Origin of the sequence: Roseibium aggregatum IAM 12614, from assembly GCF_000168975.1 — a bacterium.
Lineage (GTDB): Bacteria > Pseudomonadota > Alphaproteobacteria > Rhizobiales > Stappiaceae > Roseibium > Roseibium aggregatum.
In genome coordinates, this window is record NZ_AAUW01000005.1 from 267438 (window position 1) to 291204 (window position 23767).

The window sequence follows — 23767 nt, forward strand, 5'->3', positions numbered from 1 at the left end:
GTTCGAACGAGGTCGGTCCCGATAGGGTTGGACATCTAAGTCCTCATCAAGACCTAGGCCATTCCATGACTATGTACCAATCACATGACAAGGTCGAATCGGGAAAAGCCGGATCAGATTTGCGCGTGAAGCCACTCGGAGCGCACGATCTCGTCGGTTTCGACGCGCAGTGCCGCGGTTTTGCGGTCCTGAAAATCTTCCTGTGCAGAAAGTTGCCTCAGCGCCCAGACTGCGGTGCTGCGCACAAGGGCATCGTCATCCGCCAGCAGCGCTTCCACCTTTTCAAGCAATGCTGGTTCGCCGGAGTTGCCGGCGGCGATCAGCACATTGCGCAGAAACTTGCCGCGGCCGATGCGCTTGACAGGCGATCCGGAAAAAAGCGTGCGAAAGGCAGCATCGTCCAGCGACAGGAGGTCCGCAAGCTTCGGATTGATCAGCTCGTCGCGGGCAATCAGCTTGGCCTCCCGGGCAGCTTCGGCAAACTTGTTCCAGGGGCAGGTGGCGAGGCAATCATCGCAGCCGTAGATCCGGTTGCCGATGGCTTTGCGAAAATCGTGGGGTATGGGGCCGGGGTGTTCGATTGTGAGGTAGGAAATGCAGCGCCTGGCATCGAGCTGGTAGGGCGCGGGAAAGGCATTTGTCGGGCAACTGTCGAGGCAGGCGCGGCACGAGCCGCAATGATCGCGCTCCGCACCGCTCGGTGGCAGATCAAGCGTTGTAAAGATCGCGCCAAGAAAAAACCAGGATCCGAGCTCGCGGGATACCAGGTTCGTATGCTTGCCCTGCCAGCCGAGCCCGGCAGCTTCGCCGAGCGGTTTTTCCATCACCGGAGCGGTGTCGACGAACACTTTCACGTCGCCGCCGGACCGGGAAACGAGCAAACTGGCCAGCTCCTTCAGGCGTCCCTTGATGACATCATGATAGTCGCGGTGGCGCGCATAGACGGAAATTCCGCCGGTGGTCTTGTCGGCAAGATGGGCGAGGGGATGCTCGTGCGGCGCGCTGCCGGGGCCGTAATTCATCGCCAGCATGATGACCGAGCGAACCTCCGGCCAAAGTGCCTGCGGTGAAGAACGCCGGTCAGCGGTTTCCGCCATCCAGCCCATACTGCCTTCATAGCCCTTGTCCAGGAAATGCCGCAGACGCTCGCCCGCCTGGGGGATACTGTCGGCAGCAGCGATCTTCACGCCATCGAAACCGAGGGTATGGGCCTTTTCTTCAAAGGCGGTCAGAAGCTTTTGGGTCTTATGGTCCAAGGCTTTCGGCGGCTCTTTGGAACGACGGATAGTCAACCGGTGTCGGTTGAACGCAGACAGAATGTCTCAGAAATCGAGATCCGCATAGGTTTGTGCGGCGGGCATGCCCAAAACCTTCTCGCCCAGGAGCGGGCGCATCGACGGCCGCGATTTGACCCGCGCATACCAGCTCTTGATGTCTTCCTCGTCTCCCCAGGGCACTTCGCCCAGGTAGTCGGCGCAGGAAAGGGAGGCGGCCAGGGCGAAATCGGCGAAGGTCAACCTGTCGCCGGCAACCCAGCGGCGCGAGGCGACGAGATAGCCGAAATACTTGAGGTGATGATGGATGTTTGCCCGGGCAACGCGCAGGGCAGCCGAATCCGGTTCGCCGCCGCCGGCGGACTTCGGCATGATCTGCTTGTAGATGCGTTCGCGCACCAGATGGCCGATGACCTCCTGGTCGAACTTTCCGAGGCTCCATTCGACCAGACGCCGCGTTTCGGCGCGGGCATCGGGATGATCCGGCATCAGCCGGCGGTCGGCAACGGCATAGCCGCGGGTCTCATCCAGGTATTCCATGATGGGTCCGGCCCCGCAGATGGCAGGGCCTTCGTTTTCCACCATCACCGGCACGGTGCCTGCCGCGTTCAGCACCAGAAGCGCCTGTGGGCGTTCCCACGGGTTTACGTGGTGCTCCTCGAAGGCAGCGCCGTATTCACTCAAGATGAGCCGGATGAACCGTGAAGATGGCGAGAACGGATGATGGTAGAGCGTCAGCATGAAGGGGTTAAGAGCCTGAACTGTGGCAACACTACGTCGAAGCGGTTGCCAAATGATGCAACCGTCTAAACGGAGAGTTTGCCCCGAATATGGTTATCAAGGGTTTGACGGCGTGACCTCGCTTCGTCAAATAAGCGGCAGCTCGGGCAACGTCCTGAGTCGCGACACATACTTGGTCAGGCTGGTTTTCATCAAGCCATTTGGAGACAAGATATACTATGGACGGTCAAACGATTGTTAATGCTCTGATTTTGGGGATCGTCGAAGGTTTGACCGAGTTCATTCCCGTTTCCTCCACCGGCCATATCCTGCTGCTCGGCCATTTTCTGGGCTTCGACAGCACCGGAAAGACCTTTGAGGTTCTGATCCAGCTCGGCGCTATTCTGGCCATTCTGTCGGTCTATTTCGGCCGCCTGTGGACATTGCTGATCACCTTGCCGAGCGACCCTTCCAGCCGGCGTTTCGTTGCCGGCATCCTGATTGCCTTCCTGCCCGCCGCCGTTATCGGCGTTCTGCTGCATAGCTTCATCAAGGAAGTACTGTTCGAAACGCCTGCGCTGATCTGCACGACACTGCTGCTTGGCGGCATCGTTCTTCTGTGGATCGACCGCCTGCCGTTGAAGCCGCGCTACACCAATGTGATGGATTACCCACTATCGCTCTGCCTGAAGATCGGCTTTTGCCAGTGCCTTGCCATGGTCCCTGGCGTCTCGCGGTCCGGCGCGACCATTGCCGGCGCGCTGCTGATGGGCACCGACAAACGCTCGGCCGCCGAATTCTCGTTCTTTCTGGCCATGCCGACCATGGCCGGCGCCTTCGCCTATGATCTTTACAAGAACCGCGACGTGCTCTCGATGGATGACGCCATGCTCATCGGCATCGGCTTCGTCGCGTCTTTCATCTCCGGTGTGTTCGTGGTCAAGGGCCTGCTCGACTTCGTCTCCAAACACGGCTTCGCACCCTTTGCCTGGTGGCGCATCTTCGTTGGCATCGCCGGCTTCGCCGGGCTTTATTTCCTGGGCTGAAGCCGCGTTTCCAAAGGCATCAGTGGCCCCGTCCTTGCCGACAAGTGCGGAGCAGCCACAAGTAGATCCGAAAACCAGCGCTTGAGTGTGAGCGGAGCGAACGCCTCCTGAAGGGAATCGCTGCGCTTCGCGCGAATGATTTCCGGGTTCCGGATCGGCGCGCAGCTTTTACTGCACTTGTCCGGAACGACGGAGCGGGCAGGGGAGGGCTTTGTCTCAGGCTGAGCGGTCGAGCTGCCCCTTGGCCGTATAGAGCCCCGCAAGCGCTTCCAGCTCGTCTGCAAGCTCTTGCCGAAGGTCCTCGGGGCCTAGCAGTTCCGCCCCCGGGCCAAGCCAGCGCACCAGTGGCAGGATGCGGGCACGCTCGGTCGACGGAATGCTGACCAGGATCCGGCCCTCTCCAGCCGGTGTAAAAATGGCGTGGCGGTAATACCAGTCCGCACTCAGCTTTTTCGCCTGGGAAGCCGTGATCAGGATCTTGGCAATGGCTTCTTCCTGCTCCCAGCGGCGCATGGCCTGGGACAACCAGGCCCCTCCGAGAAGGCTCTTGATGGAGAAATTCTTGTCCGGCCGAAAGAAAAGCCCGCTGATTTCCAGACCCCGAACCCGGTCTGCCCGGTAAACCTTCAGCGTGTCCGTATCGACGCAGCGCCCGGCCAGGTACCAAAGGTCCCGGTCGAACATGACGCCATAGGGTTCGACATCATGTGCCTTCACGGTCTTTCGTGCGGGATTGACGTGTTCGAAGCGGACGCGCTTGCCGTCCAGGATCCCGGCCATGAAGCCGTCCAGAGCCTTTTGCCAGTCGCAGGTCGGTTCCGCCTTGGTGCCGGAATGAAAGATGTCGGGCGGGATCGGTTCGATGCCGACAATCCTGTCCGCCTCCTTCAGCAACCCGTGCACCGTCTTCGGCAGGGAAGCCACCAGCTTCTTTTCCGCCGCCGCGAGATCGTCTGCCAACGGCACTGTGCGGCTGGAGCGCACCAGAGCCATCGCCGCCAGGAGGGCTGCCGTCTCGTTGCGCGTCAGCGCTACCGGCGGCTGAAGATAACCGCTGGCAAGCCTGTAGCCGCCTTCCGCGCCGCGTTCCGCATCCACCGGCACGCCGAGCGCGATCAGCCGGTCGATGTCGCGATAGATCGTGCGAAGCGAAACGTGAAACCGTTCGGCAAGCACGGTTGCCGGGACAAGTTTGCCTCCGGTCAGCAGCAGCAGGATGCCGAGTGCGCGTTCAATCGGGTTCATGGGAAATCGGGCTCGGTGAGGTCGGGACAAAAAAAATCATAACCTGAGAACAGAACAGGATCAAACATGACTCACTGCTGTCAGGATTGGTTTGTCATTCTTTCCTTGTCCCCAGGAAGGAACGGGCGTTTGGCCCACAGGAGAAGTGAGATGAGCCTTGAGATCGACACCATTTTCCGCAACCGTGCAAACAGCCGTGGCGTTCTGTTTTCTGCCCTTCGTGTTTGTGTCGCAGAGTTCCGGAATTATCTTCGCCGCCGGGAAACTCACCGCGCGCTTTCTCGCCTGAGCGAGAGCGAGCTGAAGGACATCGGCCTGCAGCGCACCGAGCTCGGCTACAACGAGCTGCATAACGATCGCTTCAAGTTGGGGCCTCGGCGTGGGTAAAGACTTTCGGCGGCTGGCAAGATCTCCTGTCAGCCGCCGGATCCGCGCATCAATGCCTTTATGTCCGGCTTGTTCCAGGCAAAGAACATCACCACAAGGGCGGTAAGCGCCGCGATGATCACGCCGTAGAACGGCAGATCCAGATTGAGCCCGATCAATTCCCCGCCCAGCAGCGAGATCACGCCTGCCACCAGCGTGAAAACGGCGATGGTCACGCCCATGACCCAGCCCTGTTCCTTGTCGTTGACGGCTGCCGAGTAAAGCCCGAGAAACGTCGGGTAGGCGATACCGAAGGCAAAGTAGAAACAGAACACCGGCACATAGGTCAGAAGGGCGTTGGGTGAAGCTATGAAGGCGGCCGCGGACAGCGCCCAGACCGTGAAGGTCATTCCCAGGAGGGCTTCCTTGCTGAACCGCTTTTGCGCCGGCACCACCAGAAAGGTGCTGGAAAAGGCGAGAGCTATGCCGATGGTCAGCATCACCATCGAACCGCCGAGCGTGCCATAGCCGAAGCGGCTGGTCAGGTAGTTGTCGACGAAGATGTAGAACGACAGGTTGGCGACGTGGAAGAAGAAGAACACCACCGTCAGCCGCATCACCGTCGGATATTTCCGGATACGCCACAGGAGTTCGAAGATGTCCGAAGGACGGAACACGAATTTCTGCCGCTCGGCTTCAGCGTCGCGGGCATCCTTGAATGAAAACACCACCAGCAGGATGGCAATCAGCACCAGCAGGAAACAGGCATAGAACGGCAATTTGATGCTCGCCAGATCGCCAAGCAGGACCGGATCGGACAGGAGGCCGCCGAGCAGCGGGCCGCCAACCAGGCCGAAGCTGACGCCGGTGATGATGTAGCCCATGTTTCGGTTGCGGTCCTCGTCATCCCTGCTGCCGTCGATCATCGCCGCCTGTGCGATCGGCTGGTTTCCGGCGGTCAACCCGGTGATCGCGCGGCCCAGGATCAGCAGCCCGAAACTGTTGAGAGTGAGCGCCGCTATTGTGAGCGCATAACCGCCGAGCGCGCCGAAGAGGCAGATCAGGATCGCATTCTTGCGGCCGATGACGTCCGACAGTTTGGAGATGTAGGGCGCGCCGAAAAACCAGCACAGAAAGAAGACGCCGATGATGAGGCCATAATCGAAATGGCGCATCGCGTCGCTGGTGGACTGCGGCAGCATGGATGTCGACGGTTCCATCACCAGGGAATTGATGATCGGAAACACCAGTCCCTGGCCGAGCAGGTCGACAAAGACAACAAACAGCAACGTGACCTTGGCAAGAAATGACATCTGCGCCTCCCGTCAGTTTTGACGGTAGGCGAAGCAGCAGGATGCGGCAATGAAAAGCTGTGATCTGCGGGGAAGGCCGGGTGAAAGGTGCTGCCTGCGGAATGAGTAGTGACCCCCACCCCTAACCCCTCCCCACAAGGGGGAGGGGAACCTGGGCCGTTCCTGAGGCGAGAGCCTAGTTTCCGTTGAACGAACACGATTGTGTTGCTCAGGATCGCCAACGAAGCGAGGCGGTGATCCCCCTTCTCCTTTTGGGGCGGGGTTAGGGGTGGTGGGGACACCCAATGATGAGACTAATCATCATGTGTAGTGCGCATACATCCCCGACACCCGGCGGGGGGCCTTACCGAACAAAACGGGCCCCGAAGGGCCCGTCGAAGACGTCGTTTGCAGAAAGGCGTTACCGCAGAAAGGCGTTACGCCGGCCGGTGCGCGTCGTATTGGCCGTGTTCGCGGTAGCGTTCCAGGTAGGTCGGCAAGACGGCAGCCACAGTTGCGGGCTTGATGCCGATGCCTTCCAGCGTGCGGCCTTCGGCTTTCGCCGCTTCGGACACCACGTTGTCGGTTTTCAGAAGCTCGACCTGGTCGGCCGTGAACGGCGCATAGGGGAAGAGCTGCAGCACCTTGCCCATGGCCGAGGAGACCGGGAAGGGCAGGGGCAACAGAACGCGGTTGCGCCGGGTGACTTCCAGAACGTCTTCCAGACAGGCTCTGAAGCTTTTTACTTCAGGTCCACCGAGTTCATAAGTTGTGCCACCGGCAAGCTGGCCATCGACGGAGCGGGCAACCGCCTCGGCAACATCGCAGACATAGACCGGCTGGAATTTCGTCTCGCCGCCGCCAAGCAGCGGCAGCACCGGCGAGAAGCGGGCCATGTCGGCAAACTTGTTGAAGAACTCGTCTTCCGGACCGAACACGATGGAGGGCCGCAGGATCACGCTGTCCGGCAGCGTTTCCAGAACACCTGCTTCGCCAACGGCCTTGGAGCGGGCATAAGCGGATGTGCTCTGAGCGTCTGCGCCGATCGCAGACACATGCGTGATTCGATCAAGTCCGGCAGCGCGCGCAGCTTCCGCGATCGCGCGCGGACCAAAGCCTTGAACCGCGTCGAAGGACTGTTTGCCGGTCGGGGCCAGAATGCCGACGGCGTTGACCACCGCATCGGCACCGATCACCGCCCGGTCGACCGACCAGCGGTAGCGCAGGTTCGCCTGAACGGGCATGATCTGGCCGACAGCACCGAGCGGCTGCAGATGCGTTGCCAGATCGGGACGGCGGACGGCCGCGCGCACGCGGTAACCGCGCCGGGCGAGCGCCTGAACGATGTGCCGGCCAAGGAATCCCGATCCGCCGAAAACCGTGACGAGTTTGCCGTTAAGTGCTGTGGACATCCTGAAAATGCCTTCTGTCGCGTCCAAAAGGAGAGGCGGCCTGGAAATTGACCGGCTCCGTCTGGGAGTTTCTTAGCCCTTTGCCGCGGGTCTGTGAAGGGCTGGTTGTGAATGAATAAAAAAAGTCACACAGAGTGATTGACAAGCCCCGGAACCACCCTTAAAAGCCCCCCTCACAGCCCAGGTGGCGGAATTGGTAGACGCACTAGCTTCAGGTGCTAGCGCTCGCAAGGGCGTGGAGGTTCGAGTCCTCTCCTGGGCACCAAATTCCGGTTTTGGACACACTACCAAGGTCCGAGACAATCTAAAAAAGCTCCGGTTTTCCGGAGCTTTTTTCGTTTCCAGGGCAGTTTCAGCGTTTCCGCCTAATGCCCTACCGATTTCGAGAAAACATTGATGATCACCACCCCGGCAAGGATCAGTCCAAGGCCGATCAGGGCGGGTAGATCGAGCTTTTGGTCGAAGACCAGCCAGGCCACCATGGTGATGAGCACGATGCCCGCTCCGGACCAGATCGCGTAGACGATTCCCGTCGGCAAAACACGAATCGGATAGGACAGCAGCCAGAAAGAGATTGCATAGCCGGCGACTGTGATAAGCGATGGCAGCAGGCGGGTGAAATTTTCGGTTTTTGCCAATGCAGAGGTCGCGATCACTTCGGCAACGATAGCCGCGATGAGAAAAAGATAGGTGGCGGCAAGGCTGTTCGGCATCTTGGGTTCTTTTCGGCGATGGGCAACCCCGGACAAAGGCGTCAAAGCCCTCAGGGTTCATGCGGTTTCGTCTCACCGGTTTACACGAAAAAGGCTCGCATGAGCGGACCTTTCCAACTGTTGGGTTATCTCTGCCGGGCGCGTTTCCAGAGCAAATCGCATTTTACCTGAAACGCTTTTCGCTGTCTGAAATCAGAGATTTCACCGCAAAAGCGATGCAGGATTTTTCCGGTTAAACGCGACATGCTCTAGAACGTGTATTTGCTTTCCAGCAGCAGGCCGTACCGGTGATAGTTCTGGTCGAGAACCACCTTCTCGCCGGTGGTGACAAGTCTGCGGTCGAAATTCGAATGAAGCCACCAGTAGCGGCCGCCGACCCCGAGCTGCCAGTTCTGGGTCAGATCGACATTCAGCATCGCGTCGGCTTCCAGACCATAGGTCCAGTCGCTCTCCCAGGTTTCGATCTTGTTGTAGCTCCAGGGGACGCCTGCCACATCGACGGACCAGCCGACACGTTGGCCCAAATCGCCTTCAGCGGTCATACCCAGGCGGATCGCGTGCCAGTCGCGGGACTGTTCGACGGTCAAGCTCCCGTATTTCGCGGAAACGTCGTCGGAGAGATACTGATAGCCGAGAAAACCTTTCAGCCGCACCTGGTTGTTGGCAAATTGCGCGAAGCCCCAGCCGCCGTCGATAACGACATATCCGAGCGTCGTCTCGTCGGTGCTGTCCATCTCGTAACCCGCGAAATGCACATCACCGCCATTGCTTCTTCCAAGGCCGACATACCCTCTGACGAAGGTATTGGCCGTGGTGTCTTCAAGCGTCCCGACCAGTTCAGCGGTGTTAGAGGTCACATTGTCCGTGCTGGAAATGTCGAAGCCGCTGTTGTCCAGATCGGAGCGTGACTGGCTGTACCAGTAGCGCAGGCCAATGCTGCCGCGCAGCGTCGATGGCTGATAGAGCTCGCCGGGCCCTGAGTAGAGATCGGCGGCCGAAGCAAGAGGCGCTGAAGACAGCGCAAGGAAGGCCGCAATCGGAAGGGACTGAAAAAGTCTTTTCATAGCTGAAACACCGCTTGTGTGAGTACGCGGAAATGCGCGCTATTGGTGTGTCAGGTATTGCAATTTATGGTTAACAGTGCGTGAAGGCACACTCAATCGATTCAGGCGAGGAGGCTGGAACTGCCTTCGTTCCGGAAGTCCAAAGCATCTTCGGGGATTTCAGCGTCCGGGAAAGCCTGTGTCGGATCGGGATAACTGCCGGATCGAACAATAAGCAATTGCCCGCCTTGACCTTCCAGCAACTGGAAGGGTTATCTGATGGCATAGTTCCGGGCTCACCCGGACCGGCTCCAAGAGGCCTGCAGCAAACCGGCCTCGGTAGGGTGGACTGCAGAACTGCCAAGGGCCTGGCCAAGGTTTGGGACCGTGTCCCATAACCGCCCGGCGGGACGCACCGGACGATGTTTTGAGGAAAAACAAAATGAATATCGGTGAAGCTTCAGAACACAGCGGGTTGCCGGTCAAGACAATCCGCTACTACGAGGATATCGGCCTTGTCCGGCCGCTGCGCAGCGAAAACGGTTATCGTGACTTTGTCGACAGCGACCTCCAGCGACTGAAGTTCCTTCAAAGGGCGCGCAGTCTTGGGTTCTCCATCGACGAATGCCGCGAACTGCTCTCTCTTTATGAGGATCGCAACCGGGCAAGCGCTGATGTGAAGGCGATCACCCATGCAAAGATCAAGGAAGTGGATCGCAAGATCGAGGAACTCCGGTCGCTCAGGAAGGTTCTGTCGGAACTGGTGACAGCCTGCCATGGCGATGACCGGCCCGACTGTCCCATCATTGACGATCTGTCCGGCCAGCATGAGCCCGGTCAACAGGACGAAAGCAACGGGCGTAACTGATGCGTAAGATCTTTCTGATCGGTTCAGCAGCCCTGTCGGCTGTTGTTCTGGCCGTTTTGTTTTGGGGGCTCGTGGCGGAAAAAGATCAGTCCCCTGGTGCCAGCGGAGCCGCCCTGGTGGAGGTTCAGGTCCCGGCGCTGGAGGGAGACGCGCTGGCGGGCCAAGGGCTTTTTCGTGAAAACTGCGAGAGCTGCCATGGCGAGAACGCTGGTGGGCGTGACGGCATAGGCCCGCCGCTTGTTCACAAGATTTACGAACCTGGCCATCACGCAGACGGTTCCTTTCTGCTGGCAACCGCACGCGGCGTGCGCGCCCATCACTGGCCGTTTGGCGACATGCTCCCCGTGGAGGGCGTTAGCCAGGCGGATGTCGAAAAGATCGTCGTTTATGTTCGAACCTTGCAGCGGGCTAACGGGATTAATTGATCGCACGTGCGTATGGTTCTGCGGTCAACCGGCTTGCCTCATCCCGCTGCATGTTTTACCTGACGGAAAACTTATTCGAGTAAGGGACCTGTCGTGTGCCCGTTGCGGGCAGCCGGCAGGCGTCCGCATTTCACTTCGTTCAACTTGTATTCATATGCCATCGCATAAATGCAGGTGCGGTAATTGAAGATATAAGCGCGGTGTCCTGCCGGTTCTGCAAGGCAGGAACGCCGGCAGAACGTGCGCCCGGGACAGGCCAGAGGAGACGAAACGTCATGACCATCCGCTATCACAAGGGCGATCTGCCCGACCTGAAAGCCTATGAAACGGCAAATGCGGTGGCGGTCGATTCAGAGACCCTGGGCCTCAACCCGCATCGCGACCGGCTGTGCGTGGTGCAGCTTTCCCCCGGCGACGGCAGCGCCGATGTGGTCCAGATCGCACGCGGCCAGAGCGAGGCGCCGAACCTCGCCGCGCTCATGACGGATACGTCCAAACCCAAAATATTCCACTTCGCCCGGTTTGATGTTGCGGTGCTTCAGCACTATCTGAACATTCGGGTCTCGCCGGTGTGGTGCACGAAAATTGCTTCCAAACTGGTGCGGACCTATACGGATCGCCACGGATTGAAGGATATCACGCGAGAGCTTCTTGGAGTTGAGCTGTCCAAGCAGCAGCAGAGCTCGGATTGGGCGGCGGAAACCTTGAGCGATGCGCAACTGGCCTATGCGGCTTCGGACGTGCTTCATCTGCACGCCTTGAAGGAACGGCTGGAAATGATGCTGGAGCGTGAAGAACGCACTCATATTGCCGAGGCCTGTTTCGACTTCCTGCCGACGCGGGCGGAACTCGATCTGAAGGGCTGGGAAGAAAACGATATTTTTGCCCACTCGTAAGGGCCTACTCCCAAGGGCCTTGGCGTCAGGGCACCGGGCACAGGATTTCGGAGAATGGATTGAGCGCTGTTGGCGATCACATGCACGGGCATTCAGCCAGGCGGCCTTTGAGCCGCGCCCAACGGGCTGCGCGCCGGCACAGCCTGATGGTGCGCATCATGCGCTGGCTGTTTCCGGGCGTCGGACTGTTGATCCTCGCCGTCATGGTCGGGCTGGTTGTGCTGTTCAACGTGCTCAGCGGCTTGGGCGCCACCAACGTGATGCTGACCAGCGAGGGGCTGGTGATGGACCATCCCGAGCTCTCCGGCCATGATGGCGACCGCTCTTACCGGGTCACTGCCTACCGGGCGATCCAGCGCCTCAGCGATCCACGCATCATCGATCTCGAAACCATTCGGGCCGACATCACGCTGAGCAAGGACCAGAGCGCGCAGATCGTGGCGCTGAAGGGCACCTATAACAACGCCACGGAAAGTTTGCGGCTTTACGAAGGCATTCAGCTTGAGTGGAGTGAAGGCTACACGGTCGATTTGTCCGAAGTTGAGATCGATCTCACCAACGGCGCTCTGAAGACCTCGAACGTTGTGTCCATCCGGTCCGATCAGGGTCGTGTCGTGGCGGGCAAACTCGATTATGATAAAGCCAAGGGAATCGTAAGATTTTCCGATGGCATCAAGATGACCCTCAATCCTGCTTCGCAAGGACAGTAAGAGATGACATTTCTGAAACGCATGACGATTGCCGCCGCCGCTGCCCTTCTTGCCGGTTCGGCCCATGCCCAGACCTTCTCCGATGCCTTCGCGGGTTTCGGGTCGAACGAAGGTGAACCCATCGAGATCGAGGCAAGTGAGCTGCGGGTCGAGGACAACAACAACACCGCGACCTTTGTCGGCGACGTGCTGGTGACGCAGGGCGAAACCAGCCTCAAGACCCAGCGACTCAAGGTTTACTACGTCGGTTCCGGTGCCGAAAAGACCGAAGACAGTGCCGTTCAGCAGCGGATTTCCAAGCTGGAAGCGGAAGGCGGCGTGTTCATCACCTCCAAGGATCAGACCGCGAAGGGCGATGAGGCCAGCTTCGACATGAACAAGGAAGTCATGGTCATGACTGGCCGGGAAGTCGTGCTCAGCCAGGGACCGAATGTTGTCGTCGGCAACAAACTGACCGTGAATCTGAAGACCGGCAAGGCCAACCTGAGCGCCGGCGGCGGCAAGGTGTCGGGGCAGGGTAATGGCCGCGTCAAGGTGCGTATTCAGCCCAACAGTGTGAACAACGGCCAAACCGGCAATTGAGTTTGACGGCAGGTCCGACTCGACAGCGTCGGTCGCAGACCTTATGTGAAGCCGCGGCAACGATCGGATGGACGGCGCGCCAGTGAAGAGAACGTCTTCGGAGAACAACGGATTGCAGGGAAACATGCCGGATACCGGCCACGATGGCGAAGACTTGTCGCAGGCGCTGGTCGTTGAAGGCATTGGCAAGACCTATGGCCGCCGACAGGTGGTGAAATATGTCAGCCTGACAGTGAAACCGGGGGAGGCCGTTGGACTTCTGGGCCCGAACGGTGCCGGCAAGACCACCACCTTCTACATGATCACCGGCCTGATCCGTCCGGATCAGGGCCAGATCTCGCTGGAAGGCTTCAACATCACCCGAATGCCGATGTACCGCCGTGCCCGGCTCGGCATCGGCTATCTGCCGCAGGAAGCGTCCATCTTTCGCGGCCTGACGGTGGAGGAAAACATCCGCGCCGTTCTGGAAGTGATTGAGCCCAACCGGCAGAAACGCCGCGAGGAACTTGATTCGCTGCTGGCCGAATTCGGACTTACCCACTTGCGGAAGTCACCCAGTATCGCCCTGTCCGGTGGTGAACGCCGCCGCGTCGAAATTGCCCGCGCGCTGGCAAGCCGGCCATCCTTCATGCTGCTCGACGAACCCTTCGCGGGTATCGATCCGATCGCTGTCGGCGACATCCAGCAGCTCGTTCGCCATCTCACCCAGCGTGGCATCGGCGTCTTGATTACGGACCACAACGTTCGCGAAACCCTCGGCCTGATCGACCGGGCCTATATCATTGCTTCGGGCGAAGTGCTGACGGAAGGGTTGCCGCAGGAAATTGTCACCAACCCGGACGTGCGCCGGCTTTATCTGGGTGAACAATTTACGCTTTGATGACACGCCGTCAGGTACGTTATACACTTGGTCTGCAACGAAGAAGCAAAAAGCAGACCAACTTGAAATAACGCTTGCCTGGGAACTCAATGGCCATTTCAACCAAGCTCGAGATGCGGCAAAGCCAGTCGCTGATCATGACGCCGCAGCTGATGCAGGCGATCAAGCTGTTGCAAATGTCCAATCTCGATCTGGTTGCCTACGTCGAAGCCGAACTGGAGCGAAACCCGCTCCTGGAAAAGACCGACGTTGCCGAAGGTGGAGCCGAGGGGGATAGAGGCGGAGAAGCGGCGGCAGATGCGTTCGGCGATAGCGCGGACAGCCAGAACCGGCAGAGCGACGAGCCGGACACCGGCGACTGGATGCAGAGCGACCTGGAAACCGGGTCGGAAGCCATTGCCTCGCGGATGGATACCGACCTCGGCAACGTCTTTCCCGACGAACCTGGCGTGCCGGCATCGCCCGATCCCGCCCTTTTGAAGGCCGGCGACAGCTACAAGAACACCGGCAGCAGCGGCGCGTCCGAAGATTACAATCTGGAAGCTTTCGTTGCCGACGAAGCCTCTCTGGTCACGACGCTGGAAGAGCAGATGCATCTTGCGATCGGCGACGAGGCCGACAAGCTGATTGCAACACATCTGATCAATTCGCTCGATGAGAACGGCTATCTCTACCTGGATTTCGACGAAACGGCAGAGCAGCTCGGGGTCGAGACGGAACGGCTGGAAAGCGTTCTCGCAGTCCTGCAGACCTTTGAACCCGCAGGCGTTTTCGCGCGGAACCTGGCCGAATGCCTGAAGCTGCAGCTCATCGACAAGAACCGCTTCGATCCCGCAATGGAAGCACTGATCGACAACATTGAGCTGCTGGCCAGACGCGACTTGCCCGCGTTGCGCAAGGTCTGCGGTGTCGATGACGAGGATCTGATCGAGATGATCGCGGAAATCCGGGCTCTCGATCCAAAGCCTGGCAGCCTGTTCGGGTCTGCGCTGGTGCAGCCGGTGGTGCCGGATGTGTTCGTGCGTCCGGCCAATGACGGCACCTGGGCGATCGAGCTGAATTCCGACACCTTGCCGAAGGTGCTCGTCAATCAGACCTACTACGCCAAGGTCATCAAGACGGCCCGCAATGAGACCGAGAAGGAATATCTGACCGACTCGCTGCAGACGGCCAACTGGCTGGCCAAGAGCCTCGATCAGCGCGCCCGCACGATCCTGAAGGTATCGACGGAAATCGTGCGTCAGCAGGACGGGTTCCTGACCTATGGCATCGCCCATTTGCGGCCGCTCAACCTGAAGACGGTCGCGGAAGCGATCGGCATGCACGAATCGACGGTCAGCCGGGTGACGTCGAACAAGTTCATGGCGACCCCGCGCGGCATCTATGAGCTCAAGTACTTCTTCTCGTCAGCCATTTCCGCAACGGTGGGGGGCGATGCCCATTCGGCCGAGTCGGTCCGGCACCGGATCAAGCAGATGATCGATGCCGAGGATCCGAAGGCGATCCTCTCCGACGACACGATTGTCAAAATTCTGAAGGACGATGGTGTCGATATTGCCCGCAGAACGGTAGCCAAATACCGTGAAGCCATGAAGATCGGCTCGTCCGTTCAGCGCCGGCGGGAAAAAAACGTGCGACTATAAGTCCTGACGCGATCTGCCTTTAGGGCTCGATGGTGCAACTTTTAAAATGTTTCAGAGATTTCCACTGAAACAATACAAGGCAATTACACGGGACTTTTTCTAGTTTGTTTCTTTAATTCATAATCAATTGACTCTTTGAGCGAGCGCAATTATAGCACCGCCCTCGTGACGTAAACAGGGGATGGCGCTTCGGCGCTGACTGGTCCATTCTGTAAGCTTGAAACGTCTCGCGTTTCAACACCGGTGGCAACGCCGGTGACCTATCGGTCAATAGAAAAAGAAGAGGTCCCCATGGCTTTGCGGATTTCGGGTAAGAATGTCGATGTAGGCGATGCACTGCGCGTCCACGTCACAGACCGAATCGAAGACGCTCTGGAAAAATATTTCACAGGCGGCTTCACAGGCCACGTTACGCTCAGCAGGGAGGGCACAGGCTTCAAGTCTGAATGCAGCCTGCATTTGGACACCGGAATTGTGCTTCAAGTGTCCGCGCAGGATCAGGACCCGCGCGTCAGCTTCGATATGGCTGCGGAAAAGATCGAAAAGCGGCTCCGCCGCTACAAGCGCAAGCTGAAGGACCATCATGGCCCCAACGGCCACGAGCGGGAAGCTCTAGAGGCGGCATCTTATGTGCTTGCTTCGCCCGAGGAAGACGAGGAAGTGCCGGTGGATTTCAATCCGTTGGTGATTGCCGAGACTTCCGCGAAAGTTAAAACGATGACCGTCGGTATGGCGGTAATGGAGCTGGATCTGACCGAAGCGCCGGTCGTGCTGTTCAAAAATGCGGCAAACGGCGGAGTCAATGTTGTCTATCGTAGGCCAGACGGCAATATTGGCTGGATCGACCCAGCATTGGTAGCCAATCAGGCTGCCGAATAAGGATGCGGATGGGGTCGGCTTCCGTGAGGAAGCCGACTTCTGAAACTTGTAGGCGGACTAATGGATCTTGGTGATCTTCTGGGTAAAGACGCGGTAATTGCCGGGCTCAAGGCCAAAAGCAAAAAACAGGCAATTCAGGAACTCGCCGGAAAGGCGTCTGAACTGACCGGGCTTTCCGAACGGGAAATCTTCGACACGCTTCTTCAGCGCGAACGTTTGGGATCTACAGGTGTCGGTCACGGCATCGCGATCCCGCACGGCAAGCTGACACGGCTCGACCGTTTGATCGGATTGTTTGCGAAGCTGGAAAAACCGGTCGATTTCGATGCACTTGATGACGAACCTGTCGACCTGGTGTTTCTGCTTCTGGCACCGGAAGGCGCTGGCGCTGACCATCTCAAGGCATTGGCCCGTATCGCACGCCAGCTCCGCGATGGCGCTGTCACCCAGGGTATTCGCGCGTCCCATGATGCGCAGGAGATCTACGATCTTCTGACCCAGCCGCTGGCATCTTCCAACGCGGCTTGATCTGCTCAAAGTCCCTGACGCAACAAGACCGGCCGCATGGCCGGTCTTTTGGTTTCTATCAGCTGCCTTGCCACAGCGAAGATGTGGTGGACGCTACTTTCGGGTGTTCCCCGGTCGCAGCGGAGCGGAGAGCCGGGCATTGCCCACACAGTTTGGCTGCAACGCTGATTTGAAAGCTGCTCCGGCCATTTGTCTTGCACGTGGCCGGGGAGCGCTTGTGAGGCAGAGGCGTCTCAGGCTTTTGCCGGATTGGCATCGCCCTGGACAAGCCCTTGCTGCGGGGCGGCCACCGAGCCTTTGGTCAGGGCCGGAAGATGCAGGTCGGCCAGTTCCGCGGGCGGGTTTGTTTCCTCAGGAATGCGCCAGAGGGTGGAGTGGATCGCGATCTGACCAAGGGTTCTTGTGGACGTGGCGACAGCGATCAGCACGGCCAGCAGCGGACCGATGGCGACAGGAATGACCGGCCACACCAGATCGATGGGCTGAGTGGAAAGCCACGCGAGCCCGGCCAGCCCGAAAAGCGTCTGCGGCCAGAGCTTGGCCGCTGCCAGCAACACCGGCAGGCGCTGGACACCGCGCGCCTGCGCGCCCCAGCCGATGGTCTTGCCGAACAAAAGCCCGCCCATGAACAGCGAATGCGCGACGGCCATGATCGGTGCCAGCATCGCTGAATAGACGATCTCCGCCAGAACGCTGAGGACGATGCGCACAGGTCCACCGAAGGCCTTGCGAAGATCCGGCCGGGCAAGCACATCGGCCACTGTTGCCAGTTTCGGCGCGAATACCATCGTCAGAACCGTGAAGAAGAGCAGGGCACCGGTATCGGGCCGATACGGCATGTAGTCGGTGACTATGCCGAGGATGGCCGCCGATGTCATGAAGCCCAGCCAGGCGGGCGAGCCGAGGAACATCAGGATGGCGAGCACGAGCTGCATCCGGCTGACAGGCTTGAGGCCGGGAAGGCCGATAAGTCGGCGATACTGCAGGTTGCCCTGGCACCAGCGCAGGTCGCGGCGGATAAACTCCAGCAGATGCGGCGGATTGGCTTCATAGCTGCCCGTTTCCAGCGGCAGCACACGCACCTCGTAGCCGGCGCGGCGCATCAGCACGGCTTCCACCTGGTCGTGGGAAAGGATGGTTCCGGAGAGCGGACCCTTGCCGGGCAGTTCCGGCAGGCGGCAGCTTTCCTTGAACGGTTTGATCCGCAGGATCGCATTGTGACCCCAGTACGGACCGCAATCGCCCTGCCACCAGGCGCTGCCGATGGTGTAGGAGCGCATGCCGAGCCGCATGCCGAACTGGAAGACACGGGCAAAGGCGCTGTCCGTCGGAAGGCCAACCACCAGGCTTTGCAAAATGCCGAGTTGGGGATTGGCTTCCATGCGCCGCACCAGGCCGATGATGGCTTCGGCGGACATGTAGCTGTCGGCATCCAGCACCAGTGCGAACTGGTGCTGATCCCCCCAGCGGTCGCAGAAATCTTCGATATTGCCGGCCTTGAAGCCGCGATTGTCCGTGCGGCGCCGGTAGACGACGTCCATCTGGCCTTCAAACCGATCCTTCAGTCGGGACGTCATCTGCTGCTCCTGAAGGGCAACGTCGTCCATGTTGGTGTCGCTGAGCACGTAAAGGGTGAACCGGTCCGCTTCGCCTGCGCGTATCAGGTGAGACACCATGGCGGTCAGGTTGGTTTCCAGGCTTTCGGTATCTTCGTTGCGGACGCAGGACAAAAGGGCCGTGGAGCTTCGCAGCGGCTGCGAAGCATCGCCGTGGTCGATCGGGCAGACCGCATCGGCCGGATTTCTGGAAAGCCGCATGATGAGAAGGCCAATCACCGCGTTCCAGAAGCCGATGATGGTCCAGGGCAGGGTGATGAGGAAGCAAGTCAGGATGAAAAGGTCGAGAGCCGTGTAGCCGCCGGGAGAAAGCGTCAGCGTCATCAAGGTGGCAAGGCCGGCAAAGCTGAGTCCGAGAAGGACAGCGAAGGTGATACGCCGTGCGGTCATGGTTGAATTTGATCCAGTGAATTTTGGCATGTCACAGACCCGAAACATTTTTTTGACTTCCAATTGGAGCGATCATCGCAATAGTTCGCATGTCAAAATGTCCTAACATTGACGAAGGCAAGGGTTGATGACCGCTGAGGATAGAGGATGACCGCAGACGCACCGGTGACGAGCGACACAGGCAAACCGCAGGCGCTGTGGTACACCGAGCCCGGTCGATGCGGACTGGAGACTGTTTCCTTGAACAAGATGAAAACCGGCGAAGTGCTGGTCGAAACGCTCTTTAGCGGGATAAGCCGGGGAACGGAAGGCCTTGTCTTTCGCGGCGATGTGCCGCCGAGCGAGTGGCAGCGCATGCGGGCGCCGCATCAGGAAGGGGATTTCCCGTTTCCGGTCAAATACGGCTACGCAAACGTCGGCACGGTCCGCGCTGGAGACCCGGATCTCGACGGCCGCCTCGTTTTCTCGCTCTTCCCTCATCAAAGCGTCTTTACGCTCCCCTCCATGTCATGCGTGCCGGTTCCTGAAGGCGTTTCCGCCGAAAGGGCCGTCCTGGCGGCCAACATGGAGACGGCACTTAATGCGTTATGGGACGGAAAACCATCACCTGGGGATCACATCTGCGTGGTCGGCGGTGGTGTCGTCGGGCTCCTGACCGCATACGTTGCCGGGCGGTTGCCCGGATCAAAAGTGACGGTCGTTGATACAAACCCTGACCGAGCGGAAGCTGCCATCGCGCTGGGATTGGAATTTGCGCTGCCGGAACAGGCATCGGGCAATCAGGACCTGGTGTTTCACACGAGTGCGACATCGGCCGGCCTTGCTACGGCACTCGCCTGCGCCGGAGACGGCACATCTATCGTCGAGTTGAGCTGGTATGGTGCGCAGCCGGTTTCTGCACCGCTCGGAGCAGATTTTCACTGCCGTCGCCTGAAGCTCGTCTCAAGTCAGGTTGGAACGATCCCGGTGGAGCGCCAGGCACGCTGGACTTACCGCCGCAGGCTGGAAACGGCACTTTCCCTGCTGGCCGACCCGGTGCTCGACTGTCTCATCACGCACAAGGTGGCTTTTCAGGATCTGCCCCGTCAGCTTCCCGACTTGTTGAACAAGACGTCGGATGTGCTTGCCGCCCTTGTTGTGTATGACAGACCCAACCAGGCAGCCCTTTGAGAAACCTTCCAATTTTCCTCGTAAATTCAGGATGATAAAATGTTTGCAGTTGAAGTCCGCGATCACGTCATGATTGCCCACTCCTTCAAGGGAGAGCTGTTCGGTCCAGCCCAGGCATTGCATGGTGCAACCTTTGTCATCGATGCTGCGTTCCTGGCCGATAGCCTCGATTCCAACGGCGTGGTGATCGACATCGGCCGGGCCCATGAAGCCTTGAAGGAAGTTCTGCAGCCATTGAACTACAAGAACCTCGACGAGGTTCCGGAATTTGCCGGCATCAACACCACGACCGAGTTCCTCACCAAACACATTCATGACCACCTGGCGAAAGCCGCAAGGGAAGACCGGCTGGGACGTACGGGGTCGGAACTGAAGGCTATCCGTGTGACAATCTCCGAATCTCACGTCGCCCGCGCCTGGTACGAAGCCGGGATCTGACAGCTCATGCCTTCGCTTGTCTTTGCCTATCCGGGCGACCTGGACACGCCGACCGGTGGCTACGGCTATGATCGCAGGATCATTGCCGGTTTGCGCACACTCGGCTGGGATGTCGATCTGGTATCACTCGGAGAGGGTTTTCCGTTTCCCACCGAAGAAACGCTCCGCCAGGCCGAATACAGACTGTCCTCGGTTCCGGAAGGATCGCTTGTCGTCGTTGACGGTCTCGCCCTCGGTGTGATGGCGGAAGCCATGGAACGGCTGCACGAGCGGATCAGCCTTGTCGCCCTGGTTCACCACCCGCTGTGCCTTGAGAACGGCCTGTCGAAGGAAAAGGCCGACGCTCTCTTCCAGAGCGAGAAAAGCGTGCTGGCGTTCGCTCGCCACATCATTGTGACCAGTCCTGCGACGGGAACACAGGTGGAAGATCTGTTTGCCATTGCACCGGACCGCATCACGGCTGTTCTGCCGGGCACCGACAAGCCTGCGCCCTTTGAGCGTTTACAGCATGACACCATACGGCTTCTGTCGGTCGGCACCCTGTTGCCGCGCAAGGGGTATGACCTGCTCGTGTCTGCCTTGGCCAGCCTGAAGGCACTGGACTGGCGCCTTGATATCGTCGGCGGGCTTGAAGCGGATCCTGCCTGTCAACAGGCGCTTCTCAAGCAGGTGCGTGAGCTGGACCTTCTCGACAGGATCACCTTTCACGGTGCTGTGCCTGCGCAAGACCTTGGCGGCTTTTACCGGGCGGCGGACATCTTTGTTCTTGCGAGCCGCTATGAAGGCTACGGCATGGCCTATACGGAAGCCCTTGCCTACGGTTTGCCGGTGATCGGCAGCGGTGGCGGCGCTGTCAAGGAAACGCTGCCCGAGGGAGCTGCGATCTACTGCGGCGTCGAGGATGTGGAGGCATTGCACCGGGCACTTGAGACCCTGATTTCTGACCGTGGTGAACGTGACAGATTGAGCACTGAAGCCAGAAGGGCCGCTGAACTCTTGCCGGACTGGACAGACGCAGCGCGGCAGTTTGCAAACCTCTTGCAGGACACTTGCCGATGACCGGTTTTTCTCCCGAATGGCTGGCCTTGCGCGAGCCGGTCGATCTCGCAGCTCGCAACGAAGCTGTCGAAATCGCGTTCTTTGCGGCGCTCGGCAGTGATCGTCTGCGTATTCTGGACCTTGCAAGTGGCGCCGGCTCCACTGTCTCTGCGCTTTCACGGTGTCGAGGCCGGTCTGTCGGCTGCTCGGTGGAATGGCTTTTGACCGATTACGATCCAGCACTGCTGAAAGTTGCCGGTCAGCGTTGGCGGGACAGCGTGACAACGCGGCAGATCGATCTTGCCAAGGATCTGGAACAGCTTCCCTTTGCCGAGGTCGATGCTGTGACCACCTCCGCCTTTCTGGATCTGGTCTCGGAGCCGTTTCTCGTCCGTCTGGTCGAGCAGGTCGTGCAGGCGAAAAAGCCGTTTCTGGCAAGTCTGACCTATGATGGACGCGCCGCATTCGCTCCGCAGCTTTCCTTCGATGCTGCGGTCTTGAACGCGCACAACACGCATCAGTTATCCGACAAGGGCTTCGGCGCAGCTCTCGGTCCGGCCGCCGCCGGGCGTGCCATCGAACTGTTTCAGGATCGCGGCTACAAGGTCGTGCAGGGCCGGTCCGACTGGCAGGCAGACCACGCGTCGGCAAACTTCCTGAGGGAACTGCTCGGAGGCTGGCATAACGTCGGCAGGCAGGTCGCGCTGGACGAGGCAGAGCTGGAAGACTGGTGGTCGCTGCGACAGGAGCAGATCGGCTCCGGCGCTCTCAGCCTCACCGTCGGGCACGTCGATTTCGCCGCCTTGCCGTAAGCACTGGCGCCCGGCTCCCCGAAAATCCACCCTCTTTCCGGATGATACGACGCCTTGGCAGCCTTTCGCTGCCAAGGCTCTTGGTGCTTTATCAAGATCTTGTCTGTAAGGACGGGGATGTTCAGCCGGATAACATCAATGACCGAAGCTGAAAGGTCTCGGAACGGGATATTTTTGTCCGTACTTGGGGTGGTGCGGAAGCGTTAACTTAACAAACTTTAATGGTTGTTGTTTCGTGATTTTTTACCATGCCCTTTAATTACAGTTTATCGTTTTTTGGGTCTAGATGACGTTTCGGAACTCAAGGACCGGTTCAAGCGAAACCGTGAGAAAGTGATAAGGACAAGATGAAACAGACCATTCGGACCCTGCTGGCAAAACATGGCAATCTGCCGGTTTCTATCGATGATGTCGCGGACGGTGCGGATCTCTACGATGCCGGTCTGTCGTCCTTTGCCTCCGTGCAGGTCATGCTGGCTCTCGAAGAAGAATTCGACATCGAGTTCCCGGAGCATCTGCTGAACCGCAAATCGTTCTCCTCCATTGATGCGATCGATGCAGCGCTCACTGAAATTCTGAAAGAACAGGCTGCCTGATCCATGACCGCCGCAGCCAAGATCACTGCCATGGGATTGGCAGATCGCGCCAAACGCGCCGCCAAAGTCGCCTCCGAATATGCGGACAAGGTCGATGTGGAAGGCCGTTTTCCTGCTGAAGGCATGAACGCCTTGAAAGCGGAACGTCTGATGGGTGTCATGATCCGTCCGGAGTTCGGCGGCGAGGGAGCAACGCTGACCGAGATTGCCGACATCTGTGCGATCCTCGGACAAGCCTGCTCGGCCACGGCGATGACCTACGCCATGCACCAGATCCAGATTGCCAGCCTCGCCGATTACGCGGTCGGCGGCGCCTGGCACGAAGCCTTCCAGCAGCGGATCTGTGACGAACAGCTGCTGATCGCTTCGGCAACCAGTGAGGCGGGGATCGGCGGCAACCTGCGCAATTCGATCTGTGCGGCCGAGGTTGAGGGTGACACTGTTCGCCTCACCAAGGACGCGACGGTGATTTCCTACGGCGCCAATGCGGATGCCATCATGGTGACGTCTCGCCGGCATGCCGAGGCAGCCCATTCCGATCAGGTTGCGACCATCTTCCTCAAGGATCAGTACACGCTCGAGCAGACCAGCAAATGGGACACGCTCGGCATGCGTGGCACATGTTCCGATGGCTATATTTTCAAGGCGGAAGCGCCGGCCGAGCAGACCCTGCCGCGGCCCTTCGCCGAGATCGCGGCCCAATCCATGTTGGCCGTCTCCCACCTGCTGTGGGGTGCGCTCTGGTATGGCATCGCCGCTGACGCGGTTGCGCGCTCGCAGAGTTTCGTCAAGGCCGCTGCGCGCAAGTCGCCGGGCCAGGTGCCTCCGGGAGCGCTGCGCCTGGCCGAGGCGTCCAGCCTGCTGCAGCTGGTCAAGGCGAATGTCGTTGCGGGCCTGAAACAGTTCGAAGGCTGCAAGGGTGACAGCGATGCGCTCAATGCCATGAGTTTTTCGGTTGCCATGAACAACGTTAAGATCGGCACGTCGCAGACGATCCTGACGATCATCAACCACTGTATGCTGATCTGCGGGATCGCCGGCTACAAGAACGGGACCCCGTTCAGCCTCGGCCGGCATCTGCGCGACGCGCATTCGGCGCAGCTGATGATTTCCAACGACCGTATTCTGGGCAACACGTCCACGATGCTCCTGGTCAACAAACAAGACACCAGTCTTTTGGGGTAA

At 59.3% G+C, this 23767-nt stretch carries 25 protein-coding genes and 1 tRNA gene; 18 read left to right on the forward strand and 8 right to left on the reverse strand.

Annotated elements, in window-relative coordinates; all coding sequences use genetic code 11:
• Positions 1–113 precede the first annotated feature (113 nt).
• Both queG and SIAM614_RS08860 read right to left on the reverse strand, forming a co-directional pair.
• Positions 114–1256, reverse strand: a complete 1143-nt coding sequence (gene queG, locus SIAM614_RS08855) for a tRNA epoxyqueuosine(34) reductase QueG (protein WP_006933749.1) — start codon at positions 1254–1256, stop codon at positions 114–116.
• A 66-nt stretch (positions 1257–1322) separates the two neighbouring features.
• Positions 1323–2015, reverse strand: a complete 693-nt coding sequence (locus SIAM614_RS08860; protein WP_006933751.1) for a glutathione S-transferase family protein — start codon at positions 2013–2015, stop codon at positions 1323–1325.
• 218 nt (positions 2016–2233) lie between these two features.
• Here SIAM614_RS08860 and SIAM614_RS08865 point away from each other — a divergent pair, with 218 nt between their 5' ends.
• Complete coding sequence (locus SIAM614_RS08865; protein ID WP_006933753.1) at positions 2234–3040, forward strand: undecaprenyl-diphosphate phosphatase; 807 nt, start codon at positions 2234–2236, stop codon at positions 3038–3040.
• A gap of 216 nt (positions 3041–3256) precedes the next feature.
• Here the strand turns inward: SIAM614_RS08865 and SIAM614_RS08870 are convergent, their stop codons facing one another.
• Positions 3257–4285 (reverse strand): helix-turn-helix transcriptional regulator, encoded by a 1029-nt coding sequence (locus SIAM614_RS08870; RefSeq protein WP_006933755.1) that lies wholly within the window; start codon positions 4283–4285, stop codon positions 3257–3259.
• Positions 4286–4435: 150 nt separating this feature from the next.
• Here SIAM614_RS08870 and SIAM614_RS08875 point away from each other — a divergent pair, with 150 nt between their 5' ends.
• The gene (locus SIAM614_RS08875; RefSeq protein WP_006933756.1) at positions 4436–4672 is read left to right on the forward strand and encodes a DUF1127 domain-containing protein; all 237 of its coding nucleotides are present in this window, start codon (positions 4436–4438) and stop codon (positions 4670–4672) included.
• A gap of 29 nt (positions 4673–4701) precedes the next feature.
• Here SIAM614_RS08875 and SIAM614_RS08880 read toward each other — a convergent pair whose 3' ends face one another.
• The gene (locus tag SIAM614_RS08880) at positions 4702–5964 is read right to left on the reverse strand and encodes an MFS transporter (protein ID WP_006933759.1); all 1263 of its coding nucleotides are present in this window, start codon (positions 5962–5964) and stop codon (positions 4702–4704) included.
• Between the two features lie 416 nt (positions 5965–6380).
• Positions 6381–7355, reverse strand: a complete 975-nt coding sequence (locus SIAM614_RS08885; protein ID WP_006933761.1) for a complex I NDUFA9 subunit family protein — start codon at positions 7353–7355, stop codon at positions 6381–6383.
• A gap of 178 nt (positions 7356–7533) precedes the next feature.
• Here SIAM614_RS08885 and SIAM614_RS08890 point away from each other — a divergent pair.
• Positions 7534–7620 (forward strand) — tRNA-Leu (locus SIAM614_RS08890).
• 100 nt (positions 7621–7720) lie between these two features.
• Here SIAM614_RS08890 and SIAM614_RS08895 read toward each other — a convergent pair.
• Positions 7721–8068 carry an SMR family transporter gene (locus SIAM614_RS08895; protein WP_006933763.1) on the reverse strand — a complete coding sequence of 116 codons (348 nt, stop codon included), beginning with the start codon at positions 8066–8068 and terminating at the stop codon, positions 7721–7723.
• 248 nt (positions 8069–8316) lie between these two features.
• On the reverse strand, positions 8317–9132 hold the full coding sequence (locus SIAM614_RS08900; protein ID WP_006933765.1) for a hypothetical protein: 816 nt from the start codon (positions 9130–9132) through the stop codon (positions 8317–8319).
• A 421-nt stretch (positions 9133–9553) separates the two neighbouring features.
• Here SIAM614_RS08900 and cueR point away from each other — a divergent pair, with 421 nt between their 5' ends.
• The 9 genes from cueR (at position 9554) to ptsN (ending at position 16522) form a co-directional block, all read left to right on the forward strand.
• Complete coding sequence (cueR, locus tag SIAM614_RS08905; protein WP_006933767.1) at positions 9554–9979, forward strand: Cu(I)-responsive transcriptional regulator; 426 nt, start codon at positions 9554–9556, stop codon at positions 9977–9979.
• Positions 9979–10404 carry a c-type cytochrome gene (locus SIAM614_RS08910; protein WP_006933768.1) on the forward strand — a complete coding sequence of 142 codons (426 nt, stop codon included), beginning with the start codon at positions 9979–9981 and terminating at the stop codon, positions 10402–10404. Before cueR ends, SIAM614_RS08910 begins: the two co-directional genes overlap by 1 nt.
• 275 nt (positions 10405–10679) lie before the next feature.
• Positions 10680–11300, forward strand: coding sequence for a ribonuclease D (locus tag SIAM614_RS08915; RefSeq protein WP_006933769.1), 621 nt, complete (start codon positions 10680–10682; stop codon positions 11298–11300).
• A gap of 59 nt (positions 11301–11359) precedes the next feature.
• Positions 11360–12010 carry an LPS export ABC transporter periplasmic protein LptC gene (gene lptC, locus SIAM614_RS08920; RefSeq protein WP_208983927.1) on the forward strand — a complete coding sequence of 217 codons (651 nt, stop codon included), beginning with the start codon at positions 11360–11362 and terminating at the stop codon, positions 12008–12010.
• Between the two features lie 3 nt (positions 12011–12013).
• Positions 12014–12592: an LptA/OstA family protein gene (locus tag SIAM614_RS08925; RefSeq protein ID WP_006933771.1), complete on the forward strand. Its 579-nt coding sequence runs from the start codon at positions 12014–12016 to the stop codon at positions 12590–12592.
• A 124-nt stretch (positions 12593–12716) separates the two neighbouring features.
• A complete protein-coding gene (gene lptB, locus SIAM614_RS08930; protein WP_040439725.1) occupies positions 12717–13472 on the forward strand; it encodes an LPS export ABC transporter ATP-binding protein in 756 nt (251 codons plus the stop codon).
• 89 nt (positions 13473–13561) lie between these two features.
• Positions 13562–15115, forward strand: coding sequence for an RNA polymerase factor sigma-54 (rpoN, locus tag SIAM614_RS08935; RefSeq protein ID WP_006933773.1), 1554 nt, complete (start codon positions 13562–13564; stop codon positions 15113–15115).
• Positions 15116–15406: 291 nt separating this feature from the next.
• Positions 15407–15994 (forward strand): ribosome hibernation-promoting factor, HPF/YfiA family, encoded by a 588-nt coding sequence (gene hpf, locus SIAM614_RS08940; protein ID WP_040439727.1) that lies wholly within the window; start codon positions 15407–15409, stop codon positions 15992–15994.
• 60 nt (positions 15995–16054) lie between these two features.
• Complete coding sequence (gene ptsN, locus SIAM614_RS08945; protein WP_006933778.1) at positions 16055–16522, forward strand: PTS IIA-like nitrogen regulatory protein PtsN; 468 nt, start codon at positions 16055–16057, stop codon at positions 16520–16522.
• Positions 16523–16755: 233 nt separating this feature from the next.
• Here the strand turns inward: ptsN and mdoH are convergent, their stop codons facing one another.
• A complete protein-coding gene (mdoH, locus tag SIAM614_RS08950; RefSeq protein ID WP_208983928.1) occupies positions 16756–18528 on the reverse strand; it encodes a glucans biosynthesis glucosyltransferase MdoH in 1773 nt (590 codons plus the stop codon).
• Positions 18529–18675: 147 nt separating this feature from the next.
• Here mdoH and SIAM614_RS08955 point away from each other — a divergent pair, with 147 nt between their 5' ends.
• The 6 genes from SIAM614_RS08955 (at position 18676) to SIAM614_RS08980 (ending at position 23767) form a co-directional block, all read left to right on the forward strand.
• On the forward strand, positions 18676–19698 hold the full coding sequence (locus SIAM614_RS08955) for a zinc-dependent alcohol dehydrogenase (RefSeq protein ID WP_006933781.1): 1023 nt from the start codon (positions 18676–18678) through the stop codon (positions 19696–19698).
• Between the two features lie 39 nt (positions 19699–19737).
• Positions 19738–20136 (forward strand): 6-pyruvoyl trahydropterin synthase family protein, encoded by a 399-nt coding sequence (locus SIAM614_RS08960; RefSeq protein ID WP_006933782.1) that lies wholly within the window; start codon positions 19738–19740, stop codon positions 20134–20136.
• Positions 20137–20142: 6 nt separating this feature from the next.
• The gene (locus SIAM614_RS08965; protein WP_006933783.1) at positions 20143–21195 is read left to right on the forward strand and encodes a glycosyltransferase family 4 protein; all 1053 of its coding nucleotides are present in this window, start codon (positions 20143–20145) and stop codon (positions 21193–21195) included.
• Positions 21192–21986 (forward strand): class I SAM-dependent methyltransferase, encoded by a 795-nt coding sequence (locus SIAM614_RS08970; protein ID WP_006933784.1) that lies wholly within the window; start codon positions 21192–21194, stop codon positions 21984–21986. The genes SIAM614_RS08965 and SIAM614_RS08970 overlap by 4 nt, the downstream gene beginning before the upstream one ends.
• Before the next feature lie 347 nt (positions 21987–22333).
• A complete protein-coding gene (locus tag SIAM614_RS08975) occupies positions 22334–22582 on the forward strand; it encodes an acyl carrier protein (RefSeq protein ID WP_006933785.1) in 249 nt (82 codons plus the stop codon).
• A 3-nt stretch (positions 22583–22585) separates the two neighbouring features.
• On the forward strand, positions 22586–23767 hold the full coding sequence (locus SIAM614_RS08980; RefSeq protein ID WP_006933786.1) for an acyl-CoA dehydrogenase family protein: 1182 nt from the start codon (positions 22586–22588) through the stop codon (positions 23765–23767).